We start from the raw sequence: 14608 nt of genomic DNA on the forward strand, positions 1-14608 counted from the left end.
TATTTCATATTTTAAATATGATTTTTATTTTAAGTCCTTCATAACTTTCTTCAAAATACTCTCTAATAGCTTAATGTTATCTATTTCTTTTGAATTTACTTTTTCTTCTTCAATGTCTACTGTTTTAATAATTTCATCCACTCTGCGAACTCCATATCCAACTTTACGTACATATATTAAGTTCATAGGTGAAACATTATCTGAAGTCATTCCATCCCCTGCAGAACCACTACCTAATGTCATTGATGGAAATAGATTTGTAGTTGCTCCCATGCTTCCAAAAGTACCTGGAGTGTTAACAAGCACCCTACCAACAGGTTTTTTTAGTGCAAATTGTCGAATAACTTCTTCATCCTTGGAATGTATAATAAGAGTATGTCCCTGTCTTTCACTAAGCAATAGTTCTATACATTTTTCACAAGCATGCATCCAGTCGTCTTCTATATAAAAGGCCAACACAGGACATAGCTTTTGCTTTGAATAAGAATTTTTTGGCGAAACAAACTTTTGCTTAGAGATAAGAAGCTTTGTATCCTCTGGAACAGTAAACCCAGCATTTTTTGCAAGATATTGTGGTGGTTTGCCTATTATATCCACATTTATGCTTCCATTCGTCTCTAAGAAGGTAGCTGCCAATTTTTCGCCTTCCTCTTCTGTCATAAAGTATGCACCATTTCTTTGAAGTTCTTCTTTTACTTCAGCTGCAACACAACTATCAACGACAATTGATTGCTCTGCACTGGATACAACTCCATAATCAAAATTTTTGCTGTCAATAATATCTTTAACGGCTCTCTCTATATCTGCTGTACGCTCTATAAAGGCTGGACCATTTCCATTACCACCATAAATTACTGGCTTGCCGGATTTATAAGCTGCATCAAGCATTTCTGGAACTCCCGTATTCATTATAAGAGAAGTATCTTTATGATTCATAAGCTCTAATGAACCACTTGGAGTTACTGTATGTAAATATGCAAGAGCGCCTTCTGGAAGTCCTACTCCCTCTGCAGCCCTAATTAAAATTTCAATTGTTTTACCAATTGTATTTTTAGCTCTATGATGAGGTGAAAATATAATTGCGTTTCCTGATTTAATTGCAATTAACGCCTTATATATAGTTGTAGAAACAGGACTAGTGGATGGACAAAAGGCTATAATAACACCCATTGGCACTCCAACTTCTGTTGTCTTTCCTACCTTATCTTCACTAATTATACCTACACACTTCATGCCTCTAAGTCTATTTTTCAGATATCTGCATACAAAGCGGTTTTTGATATATTTATCTTCCCACTTTCCATATTCAGTTTCTTCATTAGACACCTTAGCAAGTTCCTTTGAATGTTTTTCAATCTCTTCAGCCATACGTTCAACTATCTCATCAAGCTTTTCCTGTGAGAAAGTTGCTAACTTTTTTTGTGCTTCACGAGCATTTTCAACAAGAATTCTCGCTTCTTGCATGGAGAGCAAATCATTATCAATAATTCTCATTTTTCTCTCTCCCTTTTCAGTTTTATATTAAGGATTCAAAGTTTCAAGTGAATAGCGTTTTATTATTTTGTCAAGATCCTCATGAGGACTTGCAATAACAACTGAGCTGTAAACTTCAGAGCCCATATCTTCAACGGCTTTTACACCAGTTTCTACAGCTGCTTTGCATGCTCCTACGTCTCCACGAACTAACACTGAAATATAGCCAGAAGCTACATTTTCAAAACCAATTAATTCAACATCTGCAGCTTTGCACATTGCATCTGCTGCCTCCAAAACATATACTATACCAAATGTTTCTATTAAACCTAAAGCTTTGTATCTGCTCATATATAGTTCCTCTCTCCCAATTTATTTTTATAAATCAATATCATATATTGAAACAATGTCTCCAATATCCTTAATTGGTCTTGGCATAACATTTTGTGCTGTGAGCTTTCCTATTACTGACGCTGCAGCAGCTCCTGCTTCTACAGCAGCTTTAACAGCAGCAACATCACCCTTTACCATAATTGTAACAAGCGTAGAACCAACGTTTTCATATGATATTAGTTCAACATTAGCTGCCTTTAACATTTTGTCTGCAGCCTCAATTGCAGGAACCATCCCTAATGTTTCAATAAGACCTAATGCTTCTTCTCCGTAATATCTCATTACATTTTCTCCTCCCTATTTTGCGATACATATGTTTTAAATTATTTAAACAACTACACTAAATTTTATTAATCTTTAATATATTTATTTATTGTTGCAGCCCCATCTTCATGAGCATGATAATAAACAACTAATTCTCCAGCTTCGTCTAATTCAAATCTTGTTTCTTCAATAAGACCATTTGCTTCGGCTGTCATTAGCGCGTTGGTTACAGCCTTCTTTTTTAGAGCTCTAAAGCTTCCATATTGTCCTTTCAATGCTTCTATAACATTATCAGCAGAAGCTTCCTCAACCTTAGTAAAGTGTTTCAAAATAGCATAATTAAGCGGCTTCATCTGTTAAACCTCCCATATCATTTTTTCTTCTAAATAAGTCAAGTGGATTCATGGATATTGTAAGGATACCAAACATCATTATTACAGCTCCTATCCAAGCAACTGAAGGTAATGCCCATCCATCCTTGCCTCCATAAACTCCTAACAATAGTAGGCAGAATAATGGTCCAAAGAAGGAATATGTACCATTACATGCAGTACCAAGTCCTGCTCCACACATACTGTTTCCGGCATACCATGTCATGAAAGTAATAACTGATAAAAGACCACTTAATATAAACCATCCCATTGCTGGACCACTTGTAAATGCTTGTGCTGCAAGATTAAAAGAAATACCAGCTTTACCAGTCATTATTCCTAGAACTGGAACTACAATAAATAAATTTGCTATACCTGATGTTACTTGACGAATAGCAATACCAATTTCATAATCAATCATTGCTGTACCATATCCAGCTACACAGCCTTCAAAACCCCATGCAAGAGCTGCTATAATAGCGATACCGAATCCAATGAAAGTTTTTGTTGAAGCAGCACCATTAGCAAAGCTCGTACTACCAATCAAGAAACTAGCAAATACACATATTAAAATACCAAAAGCCATACGTTTATCTAATCTCTGTTTGAATAATATTTTACCAAGTATTGCTGCAATAGCAGGACATAGTGCTGATATTGGAACAACTATTGAGCCAGCCATTTGAAGTGCTATAACATAAGCTGTACCAGCTACTGGTCCTCCAATAAGGGCTGCTAATATCATTACACGTCCTGGTTTTGTGTTAATACATCTTATAAAGTCTCCAAATTTACCTTTAATTACTGAATATAAAATTGCCCATACAGCACTAATTGAGTCATTTATTGCATTAGCAAGTGCTGCAACTAAGTATGCTAATACAAATGCTGATAATCCTGCTGTATTAGCCCCATACCAGTCACCCCATACTCCTTTTGTCATTCCCATGGTTAAAAATGCTGTATACATTCCATAGGTAAGTCCTGAAAATAAAGCCAATGATATACCTTTCTTGAAGAAATTACTCGTTAATTTCTTCTTTGCAATTATTGCTGTTTTTGAAACTTCCTTCATAAAATTAAAACTCCTTTCAATTAATCTTTTTCTTATATATTAGTTACTTTTATATATTAAATTTGCAGCATCACCTTCTTGTGCACGATAATAAACATTTATTTCACCGTTTTCATCTAACTGAAATTTTGTTTTCTCAATAGCACCAAATGCCTCTGCTGTAATTAAAGTCATCATTACTGATCCCTTATTTAATTCCTTAAAACTGTCATACTCATCTTTTAAAGCATTTGTGATATCCTGGGCACAAGCCTCTTTAACTTTTGTAAAGTGTTTTAATACCGCAAAATCAAGAGATATCATTTTATGCTGCCTCCTTCTTCCTAAATAAATCCATTGGATTCATAGCTATTATGAGGATACCAAACATCATTATTACAGCTCCAATCCAGACTATTGGAGGTAAAGTCCATCCTTGCATACCGCCCATTACTCCAAGAACTATCCAGCAGCAAAATGGTCCCCAGAAGGAATATGTACCATTACATGCCATACCAAGAGCAGCACCACACATACTGTTGCCGTTGTACCAGCTCATGTAGGAAACAAAAGCACAAAGACCACTTAATGCAAACCATATCATTGCAGGCCCACTTGTAAAAGCCTGAATAGTTAAATCTGTTGAGAATTTAATTCCATTACCAAATACCAAACCAAAGAAAGGTACTAATATTAATAAATTTGAAAGTCCAGATATTGCTTGACGAATTGTAATACCAATTTCTGAATCAATCATTGATGTACCATATCCAGCTACACAGCCTTCAAATCCCCATCCAAGAGCTGCTATGAAAGCAATACAAAGTCCTAGGAACATTCCTTTTGGAGCATCGCCACCAATACTAGTACTACCAATCATAAAGCTAGATAAAACACAAATACCAATACCAGCAAGCATACGTTTGGTTAACTTTTGCTTAAATAATATTCTTCCTAGAATAGCACCAATTGCTGGGCAAAGTGCTGTAATCGGAATAACAATGGAGCCTGCCATTTGCAAAGCTACTACATAAGCTGTACTTGAGATAGGTCCGCCTATAAGAGCCGCCAATATCATCACAGCACCTGGCTTAGTCTTAAGACATCTAAAGAAGTCTCCAAGTTTGCCCTTTAAAGTTGCATATCCTACTGCCCAAATGGCACTGCAGGTATCGTTTACTGCACTACCAAGTGCAGCTAATACATATGTTATAACGATTGCGGATAAACCTGCTCTATTGTCACCATACCAATCAGCCCATATTCCTTTCTTCATTCCCATGGTTAAAAACGCTGAATAAAATCCGTACATAAGACCTGAAAAAAGAGCTATTGAAATACCTTTTTTAAGAAAATTAGCTTTTAACTTATTTTTTGCAATAATCGTTTCTGAGGTCATAGCCTTTGAAACTTTGTCCATAAATAGAACCCCTTTCATCTATTCAATTGATATTTTTTATACTGTGTTCTTTAAAATAGAACCTTGTAATGGGAATGTTTTATGATTGTCATAATTGGGGATATTTCAAGTTTTTAAATTATTAAATAACTCTTCATTCATGTCTTTTGATTGTTTTTCTTTAATGTAAATAAATTATATTCCTTTCCCTATAGGGTAAAGTCAATACATATTTCACAAGAATATTCTAGCAAAATCTAAAATTCTACATTTACCGCTATATTCAGCGTTATTTTTCAATTTTTTAATCGATTTCAATTCCTTTATTAGGTAACCCATGAAATTTAAAGGATGTAATATTGGCACATTTTTCACAATGATAATCATATTTCATAAATATACTTTCCCCTACGGTTAATGTTTTTAACATACTCCATAAAAAAACATAAGCGGTAAGCAATCATTTAAAATGATTATTTACCGCTTATGCCATCTATCTTTTAATTTTAATCATAATCTCTGTTACATATTTACCAGTATTTTTAGTAGTCCAATAATCTGTTACATATCTTTCATAACATTCCTCGGAACATTTATAACCATGTTCTTCAGTCCACTTTTCTATCTTTTTATATGTTTCATCAATGTTCTCATGAGATCCTATATGATAGCAACAAGCTGCCATCCAACCACCATACTCAATGGTTTCTTCCTCTTTACATTTTAAAATATTCTGCTGCATTATTCTCATCTTATTGCATTTTCCATTCATTTTGTCCTTATATGATGGAAAACTTATGATCACAGGCCCTGTTATTGCATTATTTATACTATCTATATAATTATTAAACTCTATATTAATTATAGAATCCATATAATCATATTGAAAATCTTGATTCAAAAATACTAATTTTTTGTTATCTATATACTTTATAGCCACATCGCAAACATTATTTTCAATTACCATCTGTGCCTCAACTATAAGATCACGCCAATCTTTCACTGATCTTATTTTTAAGTTTATCTCTCTATCAAGTTCTTCTAATTCGTCAATCTTTTTCCTGAAGCTTTTGTCGACGAAATCATAGGTTGTTCCCTCTAAAAAAGCCTTCATTTCCTCCAATTTAAACCCGCTCTGCTTATAGTATCTTATAACAGGTACAGTCAATAAATTTTCCTTGCTGTAATATCTATAGCCATTTTCATTACTTACCTTATCTGGTGATAATATATTCATTGTATCGTAATATCTTAGTGCCTTTTTGGTTATTCTACAAATTTCTCCAACTTTACCTATAGAATATAGTTCAGCAGCCATAATTGCTCTCCTTTTTTTAATTTTTTTCGTTATAATTTAAATTATAATTTAAATCATATTTTATTTCAAACGTTTTCTTAAATTTTTTTGTACCACAAAAAACCACTCATAAAAGAGTGGTTTAAAATACAATATTTTAACCAAAAAACTTATCTAAAATATTTAACAAGTCTTCACTTGTTGCTTCTCTAGGGTTTGCCGTTGTACATATATCCTTAAAAGCTGCACTAACAATTTCTTCTCTACACGACTTAGCTAATTCCATATCAACGCCCTGTTCCTTTAAAGTTGTTGGAACCATTAATGTCTTTTGAAGCTCTATAACACTTTTAATTAGATTGTTAACTCCAATACTTACATTCGGTGCATGCAACTTTAATAATTTAGCAAGCCTTTGATATTTCTTAGCTGCTATACCATATTCAACATTGAAAGTACCATTATTTAAATTAGCATTATATTTAATAACATGAGGAAGTATAATAGCATTGCTTCTACCATGAGAAACATGTAATTTTCCTCCCACAGCATGAGCTAAGCTGTGAGTAATTCCAAGTCCAGCAGCATTAAAAGCTATTCCAGCAAGACATGATGCATTATGAAGCTTTTCTCTTGCCATTAAATCATTTCCATCAGCATAAGCCTGTGGTAAAAATCTAAAAGCTAAAGTAAAAGCTTTCTCTGCAAGAGCATCAGAAAAATCAGTAGCATTCTTTGAAACGTAAGCCTCTATGGCATGTGTTATTACATCCATTCCTGTATCAGCAGTTATAGCCTTAGGAACAGACTTCACCAATTCCGGATCAAGAATAGCAACTGTCGGAAGAAGAGACTTATCCGCAAGTGCATATTTTAATTGTTCTTGTTTATTTGTAATTACTGCATATTCTGTTACTTCCGAACCTGTACCACTTGTAGTAGGTATAGCATAAAATTCTTCTATAGAAGAAGCTCCTCCAGTAACTTTTTTTGCATATTCTCTTATTGCCTTAGCTCCATCAATTGATGAACCTCCGCCAAGAGCTATAATAATTTCAGCATTACAACCTTGCAGCTTTTGAATACCACTTGCAATGATTTCTACAGATGGATCAGGTACTATATCACTATATACTGCTACTTCACAATCAACAAGTTTTCCTTGCACTTTTGCAGTCATACCTGAAGTTTCCATAAATTTATCACATACAATCAGTACTCTTTTATTTTTAATTTCGTTTAATCTGTCTAAAGAGCCTTCTCCAAAATAAACTTCTGTATTAATACTAAATTCTTTCATATACTTAATCTCCTATCAAAAAGTTTAAGATACGAATGAATTAGTTGTCCTTTAATTTAAAAATAAAATTATCCCATAATTATAACAATCAAAACAAGTTTATAACAAACTTTGTTAAATATTATACCAATATTATATTAATAATACAATTCTTTTTTAAATATAAATAATTGAAATTTTAACATTAATAAGGCACTATTTTTTAACTATTTAATAGTTTTTGTTGCTAATTGTTTTTACAAGCTACCTTCCATACAATCTTGTTATATTATTTATCTTTTCAGCTAACTTATCAGTTAACATTTCTTTTTCCACTCTCCACTGCCAATTCCCGCCTATAGTTGATGGAATATTCATTCTAGCTTCATTTCCAAGCCCCAAATAATCCTGGAACTGAGCTATGGCTAAATTAGCCACAGAGCTTAATGAACCTCTTATAAATCCCCAATTGTATCCTTCTTCATCATCTAATTTAAAATATTTTTTAGCAAAATCCACATCTTCCTTTTTGGTATTTTCCATCCATCCCATTACAGTTTCATTGTCATGAGTTCCAGTATAAACTATACAGTTTTTATCATAATTATGGGGCAAATAGTTACTTTGTTCTCTAGTATCAAAAGCAAACTCCAATACTTTCATACCAGGAAATCCTGAAGCATTTCTAAAATCTATAACCTCCTGTGTTATATATCCTAAATCTTCAGCTATAATATCTACTTCTCCTAAAGCTTTCTTCACTGTATCAAACAGTTTTATTCCAGCTCCCTTCACCCATTTACCATTTACTGCTGTCTTTTCTCCATAAGGTACTTCCCAGAAGGATTCAAATCCTCTAAAATGATCCACCCTTGTTACATCATATAGAATGCTATTCAATTTAATTCTTTCCACCCACCATTTATAATTAACCTTCTCCAGATGAAGCCAGTTATATATAGGATTTCCCCACAACTGCCCCGTAGTAGAAAAGGCATCAGGAGGACATCCAGAAACCACTATCGGTCTTTTATCTTCATCAAGCACAAAAATCTCACTATTTGCCCATGTATCTGCACTATCTTCTGCCACATAAATAGGTATATCTCCAATGATTTTAATTCCTTTGTCATTGGCATACTTTTTCAAATTGAACCACTGGGTAAAGAATAAGTATTGTAAAAATATCCAATAGTCTATTTCATCTTTTAATTCTTCTTTGTAATTATCTATTGTTTCTTTATTCCTTAACTTTATAGATCTATCCCAATTCTGCCAGGATCTTAATCCAAATTTGCACTTGATAGCCATATATAGTGAGTAATCTTCTATCCAAAACTTATTATCCTGTCTAAACCTACTTATTTCACTTTCATACATTCCTTTACTTCTTTCAAAAGCAAGTCTTAAAATAGGCATTTTATTACTAAATATCTTTTCATAATCCACTTTTGTATAATTGCTGCCAAAGTCAACATTTTCATAATCTTCTCTTCTAAGTAATCCTTGTTCGGTAAGAAAATCCAAGTCTATAAAATAAGGATTACCTGCAAATGCTGAAAATGATTGATAAGGCGAATCACCAGCTCCAGTAATGCCTAAAGGCAAAACCTGCCAATAACTTTGTGATGACTTTTCTAAAAAATCAACAAATTTGTAGGCTTCTTTTCCAAAGGTTCCAATTCCATATGATCCTGGCAAAGATGTAATATGCATTAAAACACCACTACTTCTTTTAATCATTCTTTTACTCCTTTACTTTTTATCAACAAATTTTCTTTCCTAATGTACAAGATTACTATTCCATATTCAATTTTCTCAAATCATTTTATTATTCATTTTGCTAAAATGTTCTTTTAGCTCTAAAGCCTTTTGACTGTGAAATAGTCCTTCCTATTGCTTCTATTCTTCCAGTAATACATCCTCTACAATGAGCTGGAGTATCACCTACACATATTTTCCCAGGATATAGAGCATACAATCTCCTGTATTCACCTTCTGTCACATTTGGCATAACTACATTTGCTCCACTCTGAAGCGCTATAATTCTTCCATTTTTATTTACTGTCTCCATAGCAGTAGTTGCAGGTATATTAGTATCTGGCATAAGAAGCCTGATGATTGCCATAACTTTTAATGTAAGCTCTAACTCTCCACCCTTCTCTTTAGCTAAAGGTGTATCTTTATTAGGAATAAAGGGACCTATCCCCAGCATGTCTGCTCCTATTTCTTTAAAAAACAAAATATCATCTGCTAAAGATTCTATAGTTTGACCTGGAAGACCTATAAGGCATCCTGTTCCTACTTCATACCCTAAACTTTTCAGATCCTTTAAACACCTTTTTCTTTCTTCATGGCTCATACCAGGGTCCATATCCTCATATAATTTTTTATCAGTAGTTTCTATTCTTATTAAATATCTATCTGCTCCAGCTTCTTTATAGGCTTTATATTCTTCCATAGTTTTCTCGCCTATACTTAAAGTAATAGCTACATCTAATTTTTTTATATTGGATATTATATACTTTAATCTTTCCACTGTATAATATTCATCTTCACCTGACTGCATCACTATAGTTTTATAACCATAGTCTTTAGCCTTCTTAGCTAAACCTATTATTTCATCTTCATTCAATCTGTATCTTTTTATATTTTTATTAGAACTTCTGAGACCGCAATATAAACAGTTTCTTTTGCATATATTAGAGAATTCTACAAGACCTCTTAAATGAACTTCATCTCCAACATATTTTTTTCTAACTCTATCTGCTGCACTAAAAAGTTGTTCGTTACAATCATTATCCTTAAGCAAGCTTACTATTTCACTTTTGCTTAAATTGTGCTCTTCTTCAGCTTTTGTTATCAATTCCAAACTTTTATTCATTAGATGATCATTTCCTTTCTTATAACTTTTTATATTGTTAACTACACTTTAAACACATAGGCTATAATATTTAATGAATATTGTAAAAAAGCTTTCAATAAATATTGAAAGCTTTTTTATTTTATCGAGGAAGTTCTATATACATATAATTCATGTAAGGCTCTTGTGGCCATTACATATTTTAATTTGTCCTCTTTATTATTAAGTTTTTCATCATCTATTAATATAACAGCATCAAATTCCAAACCTTTAGCAAAATAAGATGGCAGTATTACTTCTCCTCCAGAATAAATCCTACTTTCTTCATTTAATATGGAAATATGGATTTTTTCTTTTATGAGTCTACCCAAAGTTTCTACCGTATCCGAATCTTTGCAAACAACTGCTATACTTTCATATTCTTTCTCCTTTAATTTTACAACATTTTCTACTATTTTGTCTACTAAATTATCTATGTTATTTACCTGTTTTTCCAGAACTTTCTCACCATTCCTCACTAAAGGAATAGTTTTATTGCTTTTTAAATACTTATTTGCAAAATTCATAATTTCTCTTGTGGACCTATAGCTTTTATTTAAATTGAAATTATAAATATCCAAATCACTAAATACTTTATCCAATTGAAGCATAGCAATATCCCCTTCTACAGGAACTATTCTTTGATTGCTATCACCAACTATAGTAAATGATTTACACCCTGTAAGGTGCTTTAATACTTCAAATTGCAGCATTGAATAATCCTGTGCTTCATCTATAACAATATGCTTTACTTCTTTTTTATATTTTAAACCTTCAAGCTTGATTTTTAAATACAATATAGGTGCTAAATCATCATAAATAAGCTGTTCACCGTTGTTAAATTCGTTATAGATTTCAATAGTATCTGGAGCGTTCATCCACTTCATTTCATTTTTTATTTCTATTACATGTCTTATAATATCTCTTATTTTACTTTTTCTTATGAAGTTTAAGTTATTCTGCTGAATTTCCAATTCATCTTTAGATAATTTTTCAATTGATTCCTTATATTCTTTTTCTACTTTTCTAACTAAATCGTTTCTTTCATCCTTAATTTTAGATATCAATATTCTTTTTATTTTTTTGTTTCTTCTAAATAGAGGCATATCTTTAAAATAGACACTAAACATTTCTTCAATTTCTTCTTTAGTTGCTATAGCCTTGTCATAAAATTTAACTTCCTTTATTTTAAAATATTGATAATCTAACTTTTTAATCAAGTTATCAAGCTCTTCAATGTATTTTACAGACCCTTTATATTTTACATCTTCAATAAAACTTTTATCTTCTTGCAATATTCTTTCCATATATTCTTTAAAATCCATTATGGAATTTAAATCCAAAATCTCCATTGCAAATTCTTTAAAGGTAAACTGTTTTACTCCAACTTCACCCAAACTTGGCAAAACTGTAGAAATATAGTCCATAAATATGCTATTTGGACCAAGTATCAAAACTTTATCTTCTAATGCACTTCTATAATTATATAAAAGATATGCAACTCTATGAAGTGCTATAGTGGTTTTACCACTACCAGCTACTCCATCAACTATTACAGCGCCTTTTCTAGACTGTCTTATTATTTCATCTTGTTCCTTCTGTATAGTCATTACTATGTCTTTTAACTTTTCACCAGCATTTTTACTTAATACCATTTGAAGTACTTCATCTTTAACATCAATACTAGAATCAAATAATCCTAGTAGTTTAGCCTTTTTTATTATAAACTGTCTCTTAGATAAAATATTAGTTTTTATTTCACCCATTGGTGCTTTGTAAACTGCTTCCCCTAAAGTTCCTGCATAAAACAAAGCACTTACAGGAGATCTCCAATCCACAATAATTGGTTCATAATCTTCATCTTTATCCATACCAAATCTTCCAATATATACAGTCTCTGTTCCATATTCATCTTCAAAAATTATCTTTCCAAAATAAGGTGAAACACTAAGAATACTAAGCTCTCTGAGTTTTCTATCTATAAATTTAAATGCTTCTTCTTTTACAAATATTTCATGATCAAAATACTTTACTATTTCATCTTCATCATCTTTATATTCTTCAAGTTTCTTTTTTCTAAAGTTAACTATATAGTCTGAAATATCTTTTCTCTTTTGTATAAAATTTAAAGTCTGATTTTTTATTTCTTCAAGAGTCTCTTCTAACTTTTCTTTTTCTAAATTTAATTCTATTTCTCTTTTTAATTCTTTTTCAAGTTCATTGTTTTCCATAATATTCTCCACCAATTCTAATCTAATGATGATTCATTTAAACTTTTTTCTTCTTCCACCATAGCCATAAACTCATCACCCATAAGAGTTTCTTTTTCCATAAGTCTATTTGATATTTTAGTAAGCAATGTTCTATTATCTGCAAGTATCTTTTTAGATTTCTCATGACCTGCTCTTATTATTTTTAAAGTCTCTTCATCAATTATTGATGCTGTTTCAGCACTGCAATTTTGTACAGGCCTTCCATCTAAGTATCTATTTTGAATAGATTCAAGTCCCATCATGTCAAATCTTTCACTCATTCCATACATAGTTACCATGCTTCTTGCAGATGAAGTTGCTCTTTCAATATCATTAGCTGCACCTGTAGATATAGTATTAAACTCTATTTCCTCTGCAGCTCTTCCACCTAACATTACACATATTTGATCCATCATTTCTTCCTTAGTTGTAAGATACTTTTCACCTTCCGGCAGCTGCATAGTATATCCCAAAGCTCCCATAGTTCTTGGTACAATAGTTATTTTGTGTACCGGATCAGTATTTTTTAATAAAGCAGCTACAAGTGCATGACCAACTTCATGAAAAGCGACTGATCTCTTTTCCTTATCTGATAATATTCTATCTTTCTTTTCTTTACCTGCAATGATTACTTCTATTGCCTCTTCTAAATCTTCTTGAATTACTTCTTTTCTATTATTTTTAACTGCTCTAAGCGCTGCTTCATTTATTATATTAGCTAAATCTGCTCCTACTGCACCTGGAGTACCCTTTGCAACAGAATTCAAATCAGATTCATTAGCTATTTTAACCCCTTTAGCATGTACTTTTAATATTTCTTCTCTTCCTTTTAGATCCGGTCTATCTACTATGACCCTTCTATCAAATCTTCCTGGTCTTAAAAGAGCCTTATCTAATATTTCAGGTCTATTAGTTGCTGCTAAAATTACTACTCCTTTAGAAGAATCAAAGCCATCCATTTCTGCTAATAATTGATTTAATGTTTGCTCTCTTTCATCATTTCCACTAACATTATTATCTCTGCTCTTACCTATAGCATCAATTTCATCTATAAACACTATACATGGTGCCTTTTGTTGTGCTTGTTCAAACAAATCCCTTACTCTTGAAGCACCCATACCTACAAACATTTCTACAAAAGCTGAACCTGATATGGAGAAGAAGGGTACCTTTGCTTCTCCTGCTACAGCTTTAGCTAATAGTGTTTTACCTGTTCCTGGAGGCCCTACTAAAAGAGCTCCTTTAGGCAACTTTGCTCCTATATCCGTATACTTTTTGGGATTATGCAAGAAATCAACTATTTCTATTAAAGATTCTTTAGCTTCTTCCTGACCAGCCACATCACTAAAATTTACACCTGTTTCACTTTCTGCATATATTTTAGCCGTGTTCTTTCCAAATGACATAACACCGCTTCCCATTTTCTTATCTAGTTTTCCAAATAAAAGTCTTCCTAAAAATATAAAAATTGCAATTGGCAGTATCCAATTTATAAAGAAACTCCTTATAGGACTATTTTCTTGAGGTAATCCACCATATGTAATTTTTGCATTATCTAGTCTTTTTACTAAATCATTATCATCTAATCTTTCTGTATATAATGTTTTTTTGCTTTCTCCACTTTTAACCTTAGGTATAATTATTAATTTATCTTTTGAAATTTGCACTTCTTCAATTTTGTTTGAATTTACATAATTTATAAATTCGCTATATTGAATATGCTGTGTTTTCAAATTCACTACGTAATCATTTAGAATAAAGATCACAATAGCTACAACAATGGCATAATAAATACCATACTTTAATTTATTGCCATCGAACTTTTTATTATTAAACATATCTAGCCTCCACTATACAATCATTTTAACTTTACACTATATATTATATCAATAAATACATTTTATCTATAGTATTTATAAACAAT

13 protein-coding genes are annotated in these 14608 nt (G+C 31.9%); all 13 read right to left on the reverse strand.

Annotated elements, in window-relative coordinates; all coding sequences use genetic code 11:
- Positions 1 to 24 precede the first annotated feature (24 nt).
- Positions 25 to 1494 carry an aldehyde dehydrogenase family protein gene (locus Ccar_RS19035; protein ID WP_007059298.1) on the reverse strand — a complete coding sequence of 490 codons (1470 nt, stop codon included), beginning with the start codon at positions 1492 to 1494 and terminating at the stop codon, positions 25 to 27.
- 27 nt (positions 1495 to 1521) lie between these two features.
- Entirely contained in the window at positions 1522 to 1824 is a 303-nt protein-coding gene (locus tag Ccar_RS19040; protein WP_007059297.1) for a BMC domain-containing protein, read from the reverse strand.
- Positions 1825 to 1851: 27 nt separating this feature from the next.
- Positions 1852 to 2148: a BMC domain-containing protein gene (locus Ccar_RS19045; RefSeq protein ID WP_007059296.1), complete on the reverse strand. Its 297-nt coding sequence runs from the start codon at positions 2146 to 2148 to the stop codon at positions 1852 to 1854.
- Positions 2149 to 2216: 68 nt separating this feature from the next.
- Positions 2217 to 2483, reverse strand: coding sequence for a hypothetical protein (locus Ccar_RS19050; RefSeq protein WP_007059295.1), 267 nt, complete (start codon positions 2481 to 2483; stop codon positions 2217 to 2219).
- The gene (locus Ccar_RS19055; protein WP_007059294.1) at positions 2470 to 3576 is read right to left on the reverse strand and encodes a hypothetical protein; all 1107 of its coding nucleotides are present in this window, start codon (positions 3574 to 3576) and stop codon (positions 2470 to 2472) included. The genes Ccar_RS19050 and Ccar_RS19055 overlap by 14 nt, the downstream gene beginning before the upstream one ends.
- 39 nt (positions 3577 to 3615) lie before the next feature.
- Positions 3616 to 3879, reverse strand: coding sequence for a hypothetical protein (locus tag Ccar_RS19060; protein WP_007059293.1), 264 nt, complete (start codon positions 3877 to 3879; stop codon positions 3616 to 3618).
- A gap of 1 nt (position 3880) precedes the next feature.
- On the reverse strand, positions 3881 to 4975 hold the full coding sequence (locus Ccar_RS19065) for a hypothetical protein (protein ID WP_007059292.1): 1095 nt from the start codon (positions 4973 to 4975) through the stop codon (positions 3881 to 3883).
- Between the two features lie 472 nt (positions 4976 to 5447).
- Positions 5448 to 6272, reverse strand: coding sequence for a MerR family transcriptional regulator (locus Ccar_RS19070; protein WP_007059291.1), 825 nt, complete (start codon positions 6270 to 6272; stop codon positions 5448 to 5450).
- Between the two features lie 136 nt (positions 6273 to 6408).
- A complete protein-coding gene (locus Ccar_RS19075) occupies positions 6409 to 7551 on the reverse strand; it encodes a 1-propanol dehydrogenase PduQ (protein WP_007059290.1) in 1143 nt (380 codons plus the stop codon).
- Between the two features lie 243 nt (positions 7552 to 7794).
- Positions 7795 to 9273: a 4-alpha-glucanotransferase gene (gene malQ / locus Ccar_RS19080; protein WP_007059289.1), complete on the reverse strand. Its 1479-nt coding sequence runs from the start codon at positions 9271 to 9273 to the stop codon at positions 7795 to 7797.
- A gap of 100 nt (positions 9274 to 9373) precedes the next feature.
- Positions 9374 to 10414, reverse strand: coding sequence for a [FeFe] hydrogenase H-cluster radical SAM maturase HydE (gene hydE, locus Ccar_RS19085; RefSeq protein ID WP_007059288.1), 1041 nt, complete (start codon positions 10412 to 10414; stop codon positions 9374 to 9376).
- A gap of 116 nt (positions 10415 to 10530) precedes the next feature.
- Positions 10531 to 12663 (reverse strand): HelD family protein, encoded by a 2133-nt coding sequence (locus tag Ccar_RS19090; RefSeq protein WP_007059287.1) that lies wholly within the window; start codon positions 12661 to 12663, stop codon positions 10531 to 10533.
- A gap of 17 nt (positions 12664 to 12680) precedes the next feature.
- On the reverse strand, positions 12681 to 14522 hold the full coding sequence (ftsH, locus tag Ccar_RS19095; protein ID WP_007059286.1) for an ATP-dependent zinc metalloprotease FtsH: 1842 nt from the start codon (positions 14520 to 14522) through the stop codon (positions 12681 to 12683).
- Positions 14523 to 14608: the final 86 nt, after the last annotated feature.

Origin of the sequence: Clostridium carboxidivorans P7 (assembly GCF_001038625.1) — a bacterium.
Classification (GTDB): Bacteria; Bacillota; Clostridia; order Clostridiales; family Clostridiaceae; genus Clostridium_AM; species Clostridium_AM carboxidivorans.